Consider the following 17,926-nt stretch of genomic DNA (forward strand, 5'->3'; position numbering starts at 1 on the left):
ATGGCAGAGCCTATACTGATAAACAAGATAAATTTTGATAATACGGAAATCGCATTTCGTCAAAAATCAAATTCAGCGCTTAAAAAAGCCTTTTGGCTTTTTAAAATGATAGGGAGTAATTTTTTAACAAAAGTTGGACCGCCAATAACCAATTTCTTCTTAAAAATAGGTTTACCCATTAAAGGCATTATTAAAACGACCATATTTCAACAGTTTTGTGGAGGTGAGAGTATAACCGAATGTGAATATACTATTGAACAATTACATCAGGGCGGTGTTGGAACTATTCTAGATTACTCAGTTGAAGGGGAAGAAGAAGACCCTGTTTTTAACGAAACCTGTGAAGAGATTATCCGCACCATTTTAAGAGCAGATGGCGATAAAAGAATTCCAATTACCGTATTTAAAGTGACCGGAATTGGTCGTTTTGCTTTATTAGAAAAATTAGATGCCAAAGCAGAATTAACACAAGAAGAGCTTGCTGAATTTGAAAGGGTAAAGCAACGTTGTGAACGAATTTGTCAGACTGCATTTGCTAAAAAAGTGCCGGTCATGATTGATGCTGAAGAAACCTGGATTCAGAATACGATCGATGAATTAGCCATAAATATGATGCGCAAATTTAATCGGGCAGGTATTGTTGTGTACAATACTTATCAAATGTATCGCCATGATAAACTAGCAGATTTAAAAAACGATCATATGACCGCTAAAAATGAAGGTTTTATTTTGGGGGTAAAAATGGTTCGTGGGGCCTACATGGAGAAAGAACGAAAAAGAGCCGCTGAAATGGGCTATCCATCACCAATACAACCTGATAAAGCAAGTTCGGATAGAGATTATGATGATTCATTACGTTACTGCGTGGAGCATATTAATGAAATAGCTTTTGTTGCAGGCACACACAGTGAAAGTAGCTGCAGATTGTTAACCTATATTTTACAAGAGAAACAGATTGAACAAAATCACCCGCATATTTATTTTGCTCAGCTTTTAGGAATGAGCGATAATTTGAGTTTCAATTTGGCTGATTTAAACTATAATGTGGCCAAATACGTGCCTTACGGGCCAGTTAAAGCCGTAATGCCTTATTTGTTTAGAAGGGCACAGGAAAATACTTCAGTTGCCGGACAAACAGGAAGAGAACTTGGACTAATTGAAAGAGAACTAAAAAGAAGGAAATTGTAAATAGTTTTCAGTTCAAATGATAACAAGTATGAACTGAAAACGACTATTTGGTTACTTTAAAAGGCTGCTTGCCTGTTAAAAGATCATAAAATAGAATAAAGTCACTGGCCAGGCTATAGCCCGGATACTGAAAAGTGGCTGGCTTATTTTTTTCAAAAAAGAAATGACCCACCCAGGCAAAGCCATAACCTAAAACCGGCATAGCCAAAAAGAAACGCCAATCGTGAAAAAGGAATCCCGTAAAAAAAGCAAGGGCAACCAAACCTGTTCCAATAAAATGTAAAACCCTTGAAGTTGTATTGGCGTGCTCCGTTAAATAAAATGGATAAAACTCCTTTAACGATTTAAATTTTTTCTCCTGCATTTTTTAAATTTACAAAATTCCGTTCTTTTTTAAGAAGTCCTTCAGTTGGGCTGGCTTCTCCGTCATTAACAGGGTTTGTAAACCTACTTTCTTAGCACCTTCAATATGTTGTGGACTATCATCTATAAAAAGGGTTTCTGCCGGGTTTAAATTATTTTCTTTAATAACCTGTTCAAAAATATTGGTATTTGGTTTGCGCAATTTCATGTGTTGTGAGAAATAAGCTTTCTCAAAATAATCATCATAATTGTTGATCTTAAAAGTAGTTTTAAGGTAATTGATGATCCAGTTGTAATGAATTTCGTTATTATTACTTAAAAGGAAAGTGCGGTATTTTTCTTTAACCTTTAAAAGTAAATCGTGATTTTCCTGTATGGTGCCAATTAATAAACTGTTCCATGCATCATCAATCTGTTGATCCGTTAAGTCATTGTTATTGGCGGCTTTTCTAATTCCCGCTCTGAATTCGGCAGGAGAAATAGAACCGGTTTCCAGATCATCAAAGAGTTGATTATGACCTTTATGAGCGAAAAAACTTTCGATATCGGTAACACCTAATTTTTGAAAGGCATTTTGGGCAATCCTGAAATCAATATCAAATATTACATTGCCATAATCAAATATTACGTTTTTTATATTCTGCATGAGCTATCTATGAATTTGCGGCAAATATCCTGAATAAATTTAAGGCTGTATAATTATTTCGTTAATCTTTTTTAAAGAATAACAAGGTAAAAACCCTATATAACCCATCACCATATTACGGAGATCTTTTAAAAAAGCTCCGGATGGCGGAGCCAAATCTAAATAAAGAGGCTACCACGCAGATTAAATTTCTTACAACTTATAGTGATAAAAATATTTTAATAATAGGCTTAATGATGGTTAAGAAGCTGATTTGTAATAAGGGTAAATTTCAATATGCACTTAAATCAGCCGAATGTAATTTTCTTTGAATTGGTTTAGCTACCTTACAGAATGGGAGATACAGTAAATTTTATTCTTGGGGTGGTATTTATTATTGGTGGTTTTAGCGTTTTCTGCATCATATTTGGCAGCAAAAAAGGATAGAATTTCTGTTTAAATCTAAACTTCCGGCATCTTTAATATATGCGTAAATGAAATTTAACCCTTTTAAACAAGGTGAGGGTTATTTATCGGATTTCAATGCCTGCATCTACGTAAGCACTTAAATTAACAGATTTAGGATCGGCTTCGGTAATAATAATATTCAATGAATTTGCAGCACAGATGTAAAAAGAATCAGAAGTGCCTAACTTATCGGAAGTAGAAAGCGCAATGGTACATTTTGAAGTTTCAACCATTACTCTTTTAATTAAACTATCTTCATATTCGGCGCCCGTAACGCCTAAATTTAAGTCAATACTGCAAATTCCCAACAAACACAAATCCGCTCTGATGTTTCTTATGGCTTGAATGGTTTCATATCCGGTAGTTGAAAATGAAACTTTGTTTAACATTCCGCCAATAAATAAAACTTCTATTTTTTCATGATCTTCTAAGATAGAAGCAACCGGAAAACTATTGGTTACTACGGTAAGGGCAATATCTTTTGGTAGGTTTGACACTACTGCAAGGGCAGAAGTTCCTGAATCAACCAGTAAAACCATCCCGGGTTTGATGTATTCCAATACCTTCTCCGCAATTATTTTTTTATATGGAACATCAATATGCTGCCGGTCTTTAAAATGAACAGGTATCGAAGATCGCTGAATTGCACCACCACGTACAGCTTTAAGTAAACCCTTATCCGATAATTCTTTAATATCCCTTCGCACCGTATCTTCAGATACTTTAAGTACTTTACTGATCTGATCAAGTAATACTTTTTTATCTTTTAACAAGTGTTCGAGGATTAAATCCTGTCTTTCGGCCTTTATCATTAAGCAAATATAAAAAATAATTTTTGCGATATAATGCAATATTTTGCGATAATTAATATATTTGTTGCAAATAATTGCAAAATGAAAAACAAAAAACCAACAATTGCTATAGACATGGATGGTGTTTTAGCAGATATAGAAACACAGTTTATTGATTGGTACCACAGAGATTATGGCATTTTAATTAGCCGGGAAGACATGCTTGGCAAACCTGAACCCGAAGCTTTCCCGGACAAAGATGCTGTATGGAGATTTGTAAATACTCCAGGCTTTTTTCGCACACTACCAGTAATGCCCAATGCAGTAGCTGTAGTAAAAGAATTAATGAATGATTTTGATATTTACATTGTAACGGCAGCAATGGAATTCCCTTTGTCTCTTTTTGAAAAATATGAGTGGCTGCAAGAGCATTTTCCTTTCATTTCGTGGAAAAATATTGTGATGTGTGGCGATAAAAGTGTTATTAACACAGACTATTTAATTGATGACCATTGTAAAAACCTCGATTTTTGTAAAGGAAGGGCCATAATGTTTAGTGCCGCACACAATAGTAATATCGACAGGCATGAAAGAGTAAATACCTGGGATGAGGTGAGGGCTTTATTTAATGAGGTTCGGAATTTAACAGAACATGTTGTTTAGGCAGTAACTTAACATGCTGTTGCCCCCGAATTTTAGATGATTCTTTTGCTGGGATTAAGCTTTAATCACCTGCAAAAAGAATCTTATCTTTACCGCTTGCAAATATCTTTGTTTAAATGGCAGATTTTCGATTAGAGGTTTTTTACATGGTTGCTAAAGAGCTGAGTTTTACCAAAGCTGCAAATCAGTTATTTATTACCCAGCCTGCAGTAACCAAACATATAAAAGAACTGGAAGACCGGTATAAAAATAAGCTGTTTGACAGAAATGGAAATAAAATAAAATTAACTCCGGCAGGCGAACTTTTACTTAAACATGCAGAAAATCTGCAGGCAATTTATCGCAATGTCGAATTTGAAATGCTTGCCTTGGTGCAGGATCAAAAGGGATTATTGCGGTTGGGCGCCAGCTCTACCATTGCTCAATATGTTATTGTTCCATTCATCGCCGATTTTAAAAACCGTTTTGAACAAACTAAAGTATTGCTGATTAATGGCAACACACAACAAATAGAAAAAGCAATCCTGGATAAAGATATTGACATTGCAATTGTTGAAGGCCATATCAAAAACCAGCAGATTAGTTATACAACATTTATAAAAGATGAAATTGTTTTAGTTTGCAGCAAAACGCATCCTCTGGCTAAAAAAAATGAAATTGAACCTCAGCAAATTCTGGATCAGCGGTTTGTATTGAGAGAGCAGGGATCGGGTACGCTGGAAGTTATTGATCATGCTTTAAAAAGCGTAAACCTGAAACTGGCTGATCTTAATGTCGACATTCATTTGGGGAGTACAGAAGGAATTAAAGCTTATTTGTCATTTGCACCTTGCTTAGCTTTTATTTCTATTCATGCAGTAGCAAAAGAGTTACAGGATGGTGAGTTAACCGTTGTTGATGTAAAAGGGTTGAGCATAGAACGTTATTTTTATTTTATCCATTTACACGGAATGCAGGATGGTTTAAGTCAGGCTTTTTTAAATTTTGCAGTAAATTCTCATAACTTAAAGTAATGGTAGATTAATATTAACCATTTGATTGGTTATAGAACATTCATGTCCTTTGTACCACAAAACAAAGCATATGAAAACGATCAAATCCATTATTGCTGGCTGCTACCTGCGGTTACCCCACAATGCAAATAAAATTATATTTTTAACCGGAGCCGGATTTTGTTTATTTCCTGTAATAACAGCCCCAATTGCACTGATAATGGGTCTGGTTTATGCGCAAATTCTGAAACACCCATTTCCGGTATATAACCATAAAGCAACCAATTTTTTATTAAAAATATCTGTTGTGGGCCTGGGTTTTGGAATGAACATCACAACGGCTTTACATGCCGGTAAAACAGGTTTTTTCCTGACCATAGGTTCAATTCTGCTGGTACTCGTAGTAGGCTATTTATCAGGCAAATTATTAAAAACCGATTCGAAAACTTCTTTTTTAATATCAGCCGGAACTGCAATTTGTGGTGGAAGTGCTATTGCTGCTTTATCACCGGCAATTAATGCAAAAGAAAAACAAATTTCCGTTGCTTTGGGTATTGTATTCGTTTTAAATTCTGTGGCCTTATTTGCTTTTCCTGTAATCGGTCATGCCTTTAATTTATCACAAACTCAATTTGGAATGTGGTGTGCAATTGCCATTCATGATACCAGCTCGGTAGTAGGGGCAGCATCCAGGTATGGTGCACAGGCTTTAGAAATTGCTACAACTGTAAAACTTGCCCGTGCCTTATGGATTGTTCCTTTAACTTTTTTATCAGTGCTTTTGTTTAAAGGCAACCGCTCCAAAATACAAATGCCTTACTTTATTGGTCTTTTTATTTTGGCGTTACTAGCTAATACTTATATTTCATCTGTTCACTTTTTAGCACCTTATGTAGTTTATTTATCTAAAATTGGCTTAACACTAACCTTATTTTTAATTGGAAGTGATTTGTCATTCAGCGTTTTGAAAAATGTTGGCTTCAAACCACTGGTTCAGGGGTTAATATTATGGATCATGATTTCAATAGTGTCCCTTTGGGTAGTGATATGTTTGGTTTAATTCTATGTAATAAATGGTCAAAAAGACTGTCATTTGAAAATTTATAAATTTTCAAATGACAGTCTTTAATTTGTTGATTATCAAATAATCAATTATATTTTAATTCCATTAAAACTTGTACTGCAATGCAATATATGGTTTTGGTGGCCAGGTAAATTGATATTTAAGGTCTTTTTCAATATCATCTGTTCCTGCTACCTTATCTCCAACTTTTAGTTTATCCAGCTCTTTAACCCAGGTCATGGCAATACCGCCAGATATGGCAATTCTTTTAAGCCCGTTAGAGTTTATTCGAACGCCAGCCCCGGTTAATAAGGCCGGAATTCCGGTATTAATTCCGGCACCGATTTGAAAGAATGGATGTAGATCAGATTTTTCAATGAAATAATTGAAATTGATCATGGTTACTACATTGAAATTGCGGAGTCTGTTTTCGGTGGGTGTTCCAATAAATTGTTGACCAGCCGCATCTGTAGTTGTACCGTAGGTATTATACTTGATAAAGGTAAATGCAGTTCCTGCATAAACTTCCGGTATAAAGCGGTTAAATTCTCTGAATCTTAAGGTCTTTTTTATTTTATCTTTAGTTTCGCTGGCAATAATTTCCTGACCATCAGATAATTTAAAGCCTGATTCTTTTAAGCTAAGTGTGTAAACTGAAATTTTATTATCTGGAACAGCATTTTCTAAAGCAAAACACCATTCTAAACCCGGTGTATCACCACCTTTACTAGCCGTTTGTTGTGCCGTTTTAACCAGTTTATATACATTTTTTAAATTGTCTAGACGTTTTTTTTGTTCATTATGCGCTAAAGTGAGTTTATCCAAAATATCATTAAAAATGTATTTTGTTGTAAACGGTTCAGGGTAGAGGCACTCGTAATTTTTAACCTTGGTCCTTGTATTTACAATTTGTTTCATAATATCGGAAAAATGTACTTCGATATCATGAATCTTGTACTCAGCGCTTTTGATGCTGTCTTTTGTTTCCTGCTCACTTATAAAGTCAAGTGCTTTTAAATCTTTGAAAATGTCCGTTATCTCCGCTTTTTTATCAGTTTCCAGTGCGCCCTTAATGTTTTTTATTTCGGCTTCTAACTTGGCAAAAGCATCACAGATCTTAAAGGTTTGTTCTTCTTTTTTTTGACTTGGAACCGCTAATGACCAACCGATTTTTTTTATTTTATCGTCAGTTATTGCTGTTGGTGGTTTCATTACAGAGCCAAGAATATCTGCAATAGCGCCCAGAGCGCTTGTTGCATCGTTTCTAACCTGATCTAAAATAAGTGTACTTACACTATTGTAGCTGTAGTTTAGTGGATTAACAGGTTTCATATATAAATTAACTCCATTATCTTGAATCATATAAACAGTAGAATCCTTTACAGGAATAAATGAAGGAGGATTGGATCGGTCTGATAGACTTTTGCCTATATAAACCTTAAACTGATTCTGATTGTAATAAAAAAAGACTTTCTTATCAGAGTTGATCTTAATGCCACGTTCAAGAAGATCTCCGGCAGTTTGAGCCATTGAAATTTTACACCAGCATACCACCAGTATAAAGATTGAGAGTGATGTTTTCATTTTATAAATAGTTTGAGTTTATTTTTAATCAAAATTACCCCCATAAAGCAGGCTAAAACAATACCCCTCAAGTGGTATAACTTTAAACATGAGTGGTATTATTGATAGAAATGTATATTTTTATAAGTCAGAAGGTTAGTTTGGGTTTTGATTGGTGTGAATTTGAAATATACCCCCAGAGAGGTATTGCAGAAATCTTTTTTAAGAAAGAATTTTGATTAACAAAGATTTCGGGATGTGAGATAAATTGTGTTCATCAGATTTGATATTAAACAATAATCATCATAAAATAAATTAACATGGAAAACTCAACCACAACAACCATTGTTCCTTGTACAGACATGGGGAATGACCTTGAAAATGCAGGGAAATTTATCAAAGCTTCAGAAGCTAAAGCATCACTTTTAAGCTATTTTAGTGAACCAGGTACGCTTAGCCCGGATGATCCAAATCATATCTATGGATATACCTATGGAATTAATAAGTTAAGAACATTATTGTCAAACATTGATCAGTATAATAAGGGACAAGCAGGAACTGATTCTGAAATTAAGGCGATAAGAATTTATCATGGCATGTCTGTTCGTCACGATGCTAATTTTCCTTTAAATCCTCCGGATGGTTGTTTTAAGGATCTGTTTATCATTGCTGTAAGGGCCAAAGGAGATGATTTTTATGATGTTAACCGTTTAGATGAGGAAGAAGTTATTTTAAGCGAATCAAGACCTTGCCCTAATCAATGTGGATTAACCATATATGAAATCGATAAAAAAGAGAATGCATAATGCTTATGGGGAGCCTCAAAGACATCATTTTTTCAATTTCGACACTATCTGATGTTTCTGAATGTTTGCCTCTGATCAGCTGGATTTTATTCGCTCGAAAAAAGATGCCCTACACCTTAATGGGCATCTTTTTTATGATTTCTGCACCACTTAAATTATTTACATTAATTACGGCAGAACTTTATATAAACAATATGCCTGTTTTTCACCTTCTGGCATTTGTAGAGATTTCAATGGTGTATTGCTTTTATTGTTACCTCATTCAACAACGGATTAACTACTGGGGTATACTGGTTTTACTTGTTTTTAATGGTTTAAATACGCTCTTTATACAAAGTATTTATGGCTTTAATTCGCTTGCATGGACATTAAATATGATTTTGTTAATTGTAATGGGGTTGATGTATTTTTTTAGATTGTATAAAGATGATGAGGATTATACGCCTTTAGAGCAAAGGCCCACTTTTATAATCGCCGCCGCCTGGTTAATTTATGCGTCAGGCTCTTTATTTACTTATTTAATGGGTACAGAAATATTATCAGGAAAACCGGAAGGTTTTTTTAATAATGCCTGGGTTTTTCAGAGCATCTCTAATATTTCTAAAAATTTAATTATTAGTTATGGTTTATGGTTAACTAAAAAATAATGTCAGATTTAATTTATCTTATACTGGGTACGGGCTCTATGGTGTTAATGATGACAGCAATTATTTTGTTTGTTTACGTCTATCAGCGTAAACTGGCCGTAAAAGCAAAGGCATATCAGGAGATTGAAAAATTAATGCAAAAGCAGGAAGTTCAATCCGTTTATTCTTTAATAGAAGGGCAGGAACAGGAAAGGAAACGTATTGCTGCAGAATTGCATGATAATGTAGGCGGATTACTGGCTACGCTAAAAATGTATAGCGACCTTACCATGGCTAAGGATGATTTTAATGAAGTTAAAAGATTGAATCGCAAAATCAACCTGCTGACTGAGAATTTAGGCGAAGAAGTCAGGAAACTATCGCATAAACTTGATTTAAGGACTTTATCCAGCTTTGGATTAAAAGTTGCCGTACAACAATTGTGTGAAGCCATTGTAGAATCAGGGAAAATAAATGTGGTAACGGTTATTGATCTTGCCAGCCCGATTGCTGAAAATATTTCGCTTCAGTTGTATAGAATCATTCAGGAGTTATTTACCAATACTTTAAAGCATGCTATGGCTACTGAAGTCAGACTGGAAATTACACTTATTGATAAAGAAATTACCTTAATTTACGAAGATAACGGTAAAGGTTTTGAAATTAATAGTGAGGGAAGTACTGGAATGGGTATCAGCAATATTCACTCCCGGGTAAGTTATATTCACGGTAAGCTTACATTTGATTCAAACAGTAAAGGAACTACCTACATACTAGAACTCTGCAACTCATGAAAGAAATCTCTATTTATATTGCCGATGACCATGCCATAGTTGTAGATGGATTGACTGAGATTTTAAAAACGCAGCCATGGCTAAAAATTATGGGAACAGCCGGAGATGGGGAGAGCCTGATTGATTTAATGATTAACAGGAGGGTTGATGTGGTGGTTATGGACATCAATATGCCACGAATGAACGGCATTCAATGTACAGAATGGATTAAAAAGAACTATCCGGCAACTAAAGTGATTATTTTAACCATGTTTCCGGAAAAAACGTATGTAGATCAATTAATTAAAGCCGGGGCTGATGGTTGCTTATTAAAAAGCAGGGGAAGCAAAGATCTTTTGGATGCGATAGAAAGGGTAATGAGCAGTAAATCGTATTTCGATACCATAAACGATTTTATGGAACCTAACCACCATCCGGTTTACAACCTTAGTGAGCGGGAAGTAGAGATTATTAAGCTAATTGTTAACGGCCTAACAAGCGGTGAAATAGCAGATAAATTATTTATTTCTGAACACACGGTAAAAACCCACCGCAAAAATATTTTTAAAAAAATGGGGATCAATAGCATAAGTCAGCTAACCACATTTGCAATTAATAATAAACTTTTACCTTAAATAAAAAGGCCTGTACCCTTTATAATAGATACAGACCTATTATTATTGAACCGGGCTATTTTCCATTTTTTGTTTCCGCTTATTCACCACCAGGTAACACAGATATAATAGAACTAACCAGCCCGGAATTAATTCTACAGAGATTTTTAAGCCGGTTATCCACATCATCACTAAAATACCCACCAAAAATATAAGACAGATGTAATTCGATAATGGATAAATAAAAGAAGGAAATTTAGTTTTGATTCCAGCTTTCTGTTTCGCCTTTTTAAACTTTAAATGTGTAATACTGATCATTAACCAATTGATAATCAATGAGGAAACAACCAAGGACATTAGAATTTCTAATGCTTCTTTTGGAATTAACTTATTAACAATAATGCATATTGCAGCAAAAAGACCCGATACTAAAATGGCTTTTACGGGTACATGGCTCTTATTTAATTTTGATAAAAACGCAGGTGCATTCCCTTGTTCGGCAAGCCCATAAAGCATGCGGCTGTTGCTGTATACGCAGCTGTTGTAAACAGATAATGCTGCCGTTAAAACAATAAGATTAAGCACATTAGCAATAATACTGGTAAAATAAATTGTTTTACCGCCAATGGTAAACTGAAAGCCTTTTAAACTTTCAAAAACCATTACAAACGGGCTGCTGTCTGTAGTAATATTTTTCCACGGAGAGAGCGAGAAAAGAATAACTAAGGCTCCTACATAGAAAATTAAAATCCGGTAAATAACCTGATTGGTGGCCTTTGGAATTGTTTTTTCAGGTTGTTCTGCCTCTGCTGCGGTAATTCCAATAAGCTCAAGGCCTCCAAAAGAAAACATAATTAAAGCAATAGCTGCAAGTAAACCTTGATAATGCCCTTTTCCATCTCCTTTTAATAAACCTTTTGCAAAAAATCCGCCATCATTCCAAAGATTGCTAACAGTGGCTTGTTCCCCGCCTGATCCACTAAACAACAAATAAATACCAAAAATAATCATGGCAATAATAGCCACCACTTTAATAATGGAAAACCAGAATTCTGCTTCCCCATAAACCTTTACCGAAGTTAAATTCAATGCGTTTATGGCCACAAAGAAAAAGAGGCTTGAAGTCCATAAAGGAACCTCTGGCCACCAGAAATGTACATAAATGCCTATTGCTGTTAGTTCAGACATGCTTACTAAAATGTAAAGTACCCAATAATTCCAGCCAGAAGCAAAACCTGCAAATGAACCCCAGTATTTATAAGCAAAATGACTGAAACTGCCCGATACAGGCTCTTCTACAACCATTTCGCCCAATTGCCGCATAATAAAGAATGCAATAATTCCGGCAATTGCATAACCTACAATTACAGACGGTCCGGCAAGTACCGCTGCAGGGCCAATGCCTAAAAATAAACCCGTGCCAATAGCGCCTCCAAGTGCAATAAGCTGGATGTGTCTGTTTTGTAAACCCCTTTGAAGTTTTTGCTTTTCAGGTTTTTCTTTCTCTTCCTTCAATGTAGTATTGTTGATCTGAATAAATTTCAGCAAAAATGTAAACTTATATTCACTCCTGCAAACCAGGAGAAGATTGCAAGGGAATGAAGCTGAGCTTTTTTCTAGCCTTTGGAGGGGGTGTTATACTTTTATAAACTCATTTATAAAATTTTCAGCATAACCTTTAATCATATCCCTTACTTTGGCAAATTGTAGCCTTATTTCTTCTTCAGTTCCGGTGGCTTTTGCGGGATCCGGGAAATTATGATGAAACTTGATGGCTTTGGTAGGGAAGTAAGGACAACTTTCTTTTGCGTGATCGCAAACCGTAATTAAATAGTCAAAATCAATATCCAGATATTCATTGATGTGATTAGAGGTTTGGCCTGAAATATCTATACCATCTGCTTTCATCGTTTCAATTGCCTTGGTATTTACTCCATGAGTTTCAATTCCTGCGCTATAAACAATTGCTAAATGACCAGCAAAATGGCTTAAATAACCTTCTGCAATTTGACTGCGACAACTGTTACCTGTACAAAGGACCAATATTTTTTTCATTTTAAAGCGGTTAGATTAACAACATCCGCCTCCTGGTGTACAACTTGAACCGGAAGCCAGATTAACCAGATTAATTTTTTGTTTTTCTGTAGGTACACCACATTTATCTGCCGCCAAACAAGCCGTTTTCTTTGATAGTAAAAGGAAATTTTGACCATCGAAACCTAAATCATATTTACCAATAGTTTCAGCCTGGTATTCTACTTCGATTTCAAGATCTTCCATCCCCAAAACTTTCTCGGAAAGCGAAATAATGCTTAGTAATTTGTTAGGTTTTAAGCGATGTTCGAAATCGTTTGCATCCCACAATTGGAAATTGGCAACTTTTTCATGTCTGATTGTACCACCACAATCTATAAAATCTTTAGTAATGATACCGACCTCTGTTACATGAAAGTTTTCGGGTACCATAGCTCCGTTTTCCAGTTGGAAATTAACGCCTTCAGTGTGGGTTAAGTAATTTTTAATTTCTGATAGTTTCATATTTATTCTTAATTTAAATAATACTTCATCATCGTAATTTTACGATTGATTCGGCCAAAAAATTTTAGCAACAGTTAATTTCTCCTTTGTAAGAAGAAAAGAAATAATTCAATTGATTCTGCAACAATTTCCAGGTAACCGGATTAATGCAATAACAAATACTCACCCCCTCGATAGTGCCCTGAATAATGCCTGCATTTTTCAATTCTTTTAAATGCTGCGATATTGTGGCCTGGGCAAGGCCAAGTTCATCAACCAAATCGCCACAAATACAGGTATTAGAAGCTAAAATTCGCTGAAGAATAGCAATTCGTGCAGGATGTGCCATAGCTTTTAAAAGCTGTGCCAGTTGATTTTGTTCGTCTGTAAATATTTCCGTTTTGGTATATCCCATAGTTGTATCGTAATAATACGATTAATATTTGATTTATCAAAAAACTTTTGAAAAACAAAAGAATTATTTGCATAAGATTATACAATTTAGGGATATTAGCTAACTACATTTCCATGCAAATCCATTATTATTTATACATTCGTTTGGATAATTACATACCATAATGAAGACAAAAGAACTTGCTGTAATAGGCCTTGGAGGCGTTGGAGGGTATTTCGGTTTTAAGCTTGCTCAAAAATATTTCAACAATGGTCAGGTTAACATTTCTTTTGTGGCCAGAACGGAAACCTTTGAGACCGTTAAACAAAATGGATTGACTTTACTTTCTGCCGAGCATGAAAATGCAGTAGCCAAACCTGATCATTTATATCAGCATATTAATGAAATAGGGCATGCAGATGTTTTTCTGATTGGGGTAAAAGAATATGACCTCGAAGCGATTTGCCAGCAACTAAAAAGCAAGGTTACTGAAGATACCATTTTGTTGCCTTTAATGAATGGGGTGGATATTTATGAGCGGATCCGTAAAATAATTCCAAATGGCATTATACTTCCTTCCTGTGTATACGTGGCCTCGCACATTAAAGAAAAAGGCATTGTTGAGCATAAAGGCATTCCTGGTAAAATTATTACAGGCAATGATCCGCTCCATACCGAATATTCTGCAGTGGAACTGATCAATATTTTAAAAGATGCGGGGATTGATATTACTTATAAAACCAATGCATTGTCGGATATCTGGACCAAATTTTTCTTTATAGCAGCCTTTGGCTTGGTTACGGCAAGATACAATCAATCAATAGGGCAGGTTAATGAAAATGCTTTATTGCAGGAGCGGGCAAGGTTAATTATGCGGGAGATTGAAACCATATCAAAAGCGAAAGGAATTATAATTTCGGATACTATTATCGAAGATACTTTTAAGAAAGCGGCTTCTTTTCCTTATCAAACGCCCACTTCGTTACAGTTAGATATCCAATCTGGAAAGAAAAATACCGAACTTGAATTATTTGCCGGGGCAATTATTGATTATGGAAGGCAACTGGCTATTCCGGTAACCGAAACTGAAAAAATTTATAACGAAATAAAAAAAGGTTTCATAAGTGTGTAATTTTTCTTGGTACGGCAGATTTAAACACACTTTAAATTTATTAATTATAAAACGAAACACATGGAGAACAAAACAACACAAAACTTAAAGGATGGCGATCAGTGTATGGTCATTGCAGGAACCCATGCCGGTAAATCGGGTACGGTTAGAGATATTAATACCAGTAAAACGGGTCACATTACCATTACAGTTGAGCAAAAAAACGGAGTTCGGTTTAAAACACTTGGAAAGAATGTTGTAGTCACCAATTGAGCTAAATAAAATCTGCTTTATAAACGAAAAGCGGTTAGTGATTTACTCATTAACCGCTTTTTATTATTCAATTTGTTGGTAATTAATACTTTACAATTTTAAATTCTGTTCTTCTGTTTGCCTGATGATCAGCCTCAGAACATTTAACCCCATTTGCGCAACGGTTTACAAGCTGACTTTCGCCATAACCTTTAGCGGTAATTCTGTTCTTACCAATGCCTCTGTCTATAATGTACTGAACGGCTGAATTTGCACGGCTTTGGGATAACCATTGATTATACTGATCCTTACCTCTGCTATCTGTATGCGATCCTAATTCAATCCATATAGTCGGGTTATCCTGCATAATTTTAACCAGCTTATCCAGTTCTTTAGCGGCATCCGGTCTGATATTAGATTTGTCAAAATCATAATAGATATTTTCAATTTTAATAGGCTTGTTAATTACAATGGGTTCTAAAAAAAGATCCTGTTTCAACGTTGTCGAAACCAGCAGATTTTGTGTCGTTACTTTTGCAACATCGCTGCGGTAATCTGTTTTCTCGCCCGTTAGTTCATAATCAGCCGCTTTATCCAGGTTAAATTTATAATTGCCATCCGCCTCGGTTTCAGCTTTTAATATTCCACCACCTATTTTAGCCAGACTGATAATAGCATGCGACAAAGGTTCGCCGGTTTTTTTATTATAGGCAATACCGTTTAATTTAAATGCAATTGGCTCTTGCGCTTTAAAGCTGTAAATATCGTCATCGCCCGAGCCCTCCATCCGGTTTGATGATAAATATCCCTGCAACGGGCTGCTTAAATTATAGGCAAAATCGTCCTGTGGTGAGTTAACAGGGTAGCCCATGTTTACAGCTTTACCCATTTTGCCCCCAACAGCGGTTGATTTAAATATATCAAGTCCGCCCATTCCAATCCATCCATCACTGCTAAAATAAAAAGCCATATCGCCATCCACAAACGGGCAGCGTTCATTACTGGCGGTATTAAATTCTTTCAGGTTAACCGGTATTCCCCAGCTTCCATTATCGGTTTGCGGGCAGTAATACAAATCAGTACCGCCTTGTCCGCCCGGAAGATTAGAGGCAAAGTACAGGGTTTTACCATCTTTACTGATGTAGGGATCGCCTACAGAATATTCGTTTACTCTGTTGTAAGGGAAGGGAACAGGTACTGACCATTTTCCATCATCACCTTTTTTACTGCCATATATTTCTACATTTACGGTAGCCAGTTTTCCATTAACATATTTTGGTTTTTCAGGTATTCGGGTCAATGTAAAATACATTTGTTTGCCATCTCCGGTAAAACTTGCAGGCCCAACATGGTAATTGGTTTCAGCATTTAGCGGAAATTCTGCTATGGCATTTCCCGGTTCAGTTTGGGTGTACAAACGCAGATAATGGTTTCCGGTCCAGCCATAAATTTTCGGATCTGGTTTTTTCGAACCATCAAATTTCAAAAAAGGTCTCGATGCAGATTGATGGGCACTATCGGTTTTAAAACCACGATCTGATGCGAATACCACAGCGTTACCGGTTTGTACGGCACCCCAATCAGATTGAGGTGTGTTTAATAATTTTTGATTCTGAATGAGGGTACTTTTCGGATTCTTCATCCAATACATGGCCGAATCACAGGATAAAAGCCACATGCTTTTTTGAGTAGCGGTAACATTTTTGTCCAAACCGGTATATTTTTCATATTGTATTCTGGCTTCGCTGTATTTAGAGTTGTTTTGCAAAGCCTTTGCATAAAGCAATACATTTTCGGGTTTACTGCCTGCCATGTTAGCTGCTATAGCCGCCCAGCTTTCTGTTTCTTTATAGTTCCGGGTTAATTCGTAACAATTGGCTAAACGTTCGGCCGCATGCAAGCTGGGCTTTTTCTGGTAAGCCTGTTCGTATAAATCAATGGCTTTTATATAATTGTATAATTCATACTGGGCATCGGCTTCCTTCAAAACATATTGGGCCTTTGCAGTTTGAACCATGATTAACCATAGTGCAAAACATATAAATAAACTGGAGAGAGACTTTTTCATATTGAATATTTTGAATGGAAATTTTTGATCTGCTGACTAAAAATATCGTGGTGTAAGCATGCGTAAATTTTTGCGGTTGAAAAAATAACCAATGGAAATTTCGTGGGTGCCGCTGCTATAACCCTGCAGGGGCCCAATTGAAAAATCATATGCATAACCAATCCGCAGGTTTTGGCTTGGAAATAGTTGTACCGCCGCAACTGCAGAATTGAGCTGGCTAAGGTCTTTCTGAAGATAAGATTTATCATACAGTTTTATACCAGTCCGGTACGAACCACCTACCCAGATTTTATCGCTGATGATGAAGAAAGCATTCAGGTCTAAACTTGTCGGGCCACCCCGGTCATCCTTTAATAAAAATGAAGGTTTAAGCAGCACATCTGCTGATAAAGGCAATAACATACCTGCAGTTAAATAGTAATGCGGTTTGGGTTTGGGTATAAAGGCATATTGATTAATATCTATATACTGTGAGATCAGGTTATCGGCTGAAAACCCGGCATAAAACCTGTTATTTGAATAAAATACACCAGCTCTTGCATCGGGTACAATAGTACTTTGCAGGCCAGTTGGCTGTTCTCTTTCAAAATCATTTGGATCAAGTAACGAACCATCAATGCCCAATTGTACAGCACCGGCGCCAATTCCGAAGGCCAAACGCGAAGTTCCGTCATTGTTCAGCCTGATGCGGTAAGCATAGTTGGCATAAATGGCCGTGTTACGTTGCGCCCCAAGCCGGTCGCTCGATGCCTGCAAAGCCAAACCTACATTTCCATCATTGGCAATGGCATCTATAGCGAAAGAAAGCGTTTTAGGTGCACCATCTATACCCGTCCACTGGTTGCGATAAAAAGCATGTACATTCAGTTGTTCGCGATAGCCTGCATACGCCGGGTTAATATAAATGCCATTAAACATATACTGACTGAACTGAGCATCTTGCTGGGCTTTTGTTGGCCTGGCCAATAACAGAAGGACGCCTGCAATTAATAATATTGATCTTTTCTTCATGTGCTAATGTCTTAAAGTACAGCCGGAATTACCCGGCC

General features: G+C 36.1%; 20 protein-coding genes. 10 read left to right on the plus strand and 10 right to left on the minus strand.

The window, feature by feature from the left end:
• A complete protein-coding gene (locus O0955_RS13880) occupies positions 1 to 1,188 on the plus strand; it encodes a proline dehydrogenase family protein (protein WP_269428151.1) in 1,188 nt (395 codons plus the stop codon).
• 43 nt (positions 1,189 to 1,231) lie between these two features.
• Here O0955_RS13880 and O0955_RS13885 read toward each other — a convergent pair whose 3' ends face one another.
• From O0955_RS13885 to O0955_RS13895, 3 genes are all read right to left on the minus strand, one after another.
• On the minus strand, positions 1,232 to 1,552 hold the full coding sequence (locus tag O0955_RS13885) for an Mpo1-like protein (protein ID WP_269428152.1): 321 nt from the start codon (positions 1,550 to 1,552) through the stop codon (positions 1,232 to 1,234).
• A 9-nt stretch (positions 1,553 to 1,561) separates the two neighbouring features.
• On the minus strand, positions 1,562 to 2,197 hold the full coding sequence (locus O0955_RS13890) for an HAD family hydrolase (protein WP_269428153.1): 636 nt from the start codon (positions 2,195 to 2,197) through the stop codon (positions 1,562 to 1,564).
• Positions 2,198 to 2,706: 509 nt separating this feature from the next.
• Entirely contained in the window at positions 2,707 to 3,456 is a 750-nt protein-coding gene (locus O0955_RS13895) for a DeoR/GlpR family DNA-binding transcription regulator (protein WP_269428154.1), read from the minus strand.
• Positions 3,457 to 3,537: 81 nt separating this feature from the next.
• On the opposite strand from O0955_RS13895, the gene O0955_RS13900 reads away from it, so the two are divergent.
• From O0955_RS13900 to O0955_RS13910, 3 genes are all read left to right on the plus strand, one after another.
• Positions 3,538 to 4,098: a 5' nucleotidase, NT5C type gene (locus O0955_RS13900; protein WP_269428155.1), complete on the plus strand. Its 561-nt coding sequence runs from the start codon at positions 3,538 to 3,540 to the stop codon at positions 4,096 to 4,098.
• Between the two features lie 116 nt (positions 4,099 to 4,214).
• The gene (locus tag O0955_RS13905) at positions 4,215 to 5,111 is read left to right on the plus strand and encodes a LysR family transcriptional regulator (RefSeq protein ID WP_269428156.1); all 897 of its coding nucleotides are present in this window, start codon (positions 4,215 to 4,217) and stop codon (positions 5,109 to 5,111) included.
• A gap of 70 nt (positions 5,112 to 5,181) precedes the next feature.
• Positions 5,182 to 6,150 carry a YeiH family protein gene (locus O0955_RS13910; RefSeq protein WP_269428157.1) on the plus strand — a complete coding sequence of 323 codons (969 nt, stop codon included), beginning with the start codon at positions 5,182 to 5,184 and terminating at the stop codon, positions 6,148 to 6,150.
• A 108-nt stretch (positions 6,151 to 6,258) separates the two neighbouring features.
• On the opposite strand, the gene O0955_RS13915 is transcribed toward O0955_RS13910, so the two are convergent.
• The gene (locus O0955_RS13915; protein WP_269428158.1) at positions 6,259 to 7,737 is read right to left on the minus strand and encodes a hypothetical protein; all 1,479 of its coding nucleotides are present in this window, start codon (positions 7,735 to 7,737) and stop codon (positions 6,259 to 6,261) included.
• 299 nt (positions 7,738 to 8,036) lie between these two features.
• Between O0955_RS13915 and O0955_RS13920 the strand changes: the two genes are divergently transcribed.
• The 4 genes from O0955_RS13920 to O0955_RS13935 all read left to right on the plus strand — a co-directional run bounded on the left by O0955_RS13920 (position 8,037) and on the right by O0955_RS13935 (position 10,556).
• Positions 8,037 to 8,522, plus strand: a complete 486-nt coding sequence (locus O0955_RS13920; RefSeq protein WP_269428159.1) for a hypothetical protein — start codon at positions 8,037 to 8,039, stop codon at positions 8,520 to 8,522.
• 104 nt (positions 8,523 to 8,626) lie between these two features.
• Positions 8,627 to 9,169, plus strand: coding sequence for a hypothetical protein (locus O0955_RS13925; RefSeq protein WP_269428160.1), 543 nt, complete (start codon positions 8,627 to 8,629; stop codon positions 9,167 to 9,169).
• Entirely contained in the window at positions 9,169 to 9,942 is a 774-nt protein-coding gene (locus O0955_RS13930; protein WP_269428161.1) for a sensor histidine kinase, read from the plus strand. The genes O0955_RS13925 and O0955_RS13930 overlap by 1 nt, the downstream gene beginning before the upstream one ends.
• Positions 9,939 to 10,556 (plus strand): response regulator transcription factor, encoded by a 618-nt coding sequence (locus tag O0955_RS13935; protein WP_269428162.1) that lies wholly within the window; start codon positions 9,939 to 9,941, stop codon positions 10,554 to 10,556. Before O0955_RS13930 ends, O0955_RS13935 begins: the two co-directional genes overlap by 4 nt.
• Positions 10,557 to 10,598: 42 nt before the next feature.
• On the opposite strand, the gene O0955_RS13940 is transcribed toward O0955_RS13935, so the two are convergent.
• The 4 genes from O0955_RS13940 to O0955_RS13955 all read right to left on the minus strand — a co-directional run bounded on the left by O0955_RS13940 (position 10,599) and on the right by O0955_RS13955 (position 13,467).
• Complete coding sequence (locus tag O0955_RS13940; protein ID WP_269428163.1) at positions 10,599 to 12,083, minus strand: amino acid permease; 1,485 nt, start codon at positions 12,081 to 12,083, stop codon at positions 10,599 to 10,601.
• An 87-nt stretch (positions 12,084 to 12,170) separates the two neighbouring features.
• On the minus strand, positions 12,171 to 12,590 hold the full coding sequence (locus O0955_RS13945) for an arsenate reductase ArsC (protein WP_269428164.1): 420 nt from the start codon (positions 12,588 to 12,590) through the stop codon (positions 12,171 to 12,173).
• 15 nt (positions 12,591 to 12,605) lie between these two features.
• Positions 12,606 to 13,073, minus strand: coding sequence for a DUF6428 family protein (locus O0955_RS13950; RefSeq protein ID WP_269428165.1), 468 nt, complete (start codon positions 13,071 to 13,073; stop codon positions 12,606 to 12,608).
• Positions 13,074 to 13,137: 64 nt separating this feature from the next.
• Positions 13,138 to 13,467, minus strand: a complete 330-nt coding sequence (locus tag O0955_RS13955; RefSeq protein WP_269428166.1) for an ArsR/SmtB family transcription factor — start codon at positions 13,465 to 13,467, stop codon at positions 13,138 to 13,140.
• A gap of 163 nt (positions 13,468 to 13,630) precedes the next feature.
• Between O0955_RS13955 and O0955_RS13960 the strand changes: the two genes are divergently transcribed.
• A complete protein-coding gene (locus O0955_RS13960) occupies positions 13,631 to 14,578 on the plus strand; it encodes a ketopantoate reductase family protein (RefSeq protein WP_269428167.1) in 948 nt (315 codons plus the stop codon).
• 60 nt (positions 14,579 to 14,638) lie between these two features.
• Positions 14,639 to 14,830 (plus strand): KOW motif-containing protein, encoded by a 192-nt coding sequence (locus O0955_RS13965; protein WP_269428168.1) that lies wholly within the window; start codon positions 14,639 to 14,641, stop codon positions 14,828 to 14,830.
• Positions 14,831 to 14,912: 82 nt separating this feature from the next.
• Here the strand turns inward: O0955_RS13965 and O0955_RS13970 are convergent, their stop codons facing one another.
• Together O0955_RS13970 and O0955_RS13975 are read right to left on the minus strand one after the other, a co-directional pair.
• A complete protein-coding gene (locus O0955_RS13970) occupies positions 14,913 to 16,877 on the minus strand; it encodes an OmpA family protein (protein WP_269428169.1) in 1,965 nt (654 codons plus the stop codon).
• 36 nt (positions 16,878 to 16,913) lie between these two features.
• Positions 16,914 to 17,888, minus strand: coding sequence for a PorP/SprF family type IX secretion system membrane protein (locus O0955_RS13975; protein WP_269428170.1), 975 nt, complete (start codon positions 17,886 to 17,888; stop codon positions 16,914 to 16,916).
• Between the last annotated feature and the right edge of the window lie 38 nt (positions 17,889 to 17,926).

It is taken from the genome of Pedobacter punctiformis (assembly GCF_027213715.1).
Classification (GTDB): Bacteria; Bacteroidota; Bacteroidia; order Sphingobacteriales; family Sphingobacteriaceae; genus Pedobacter; species Pedobacter punctiformis.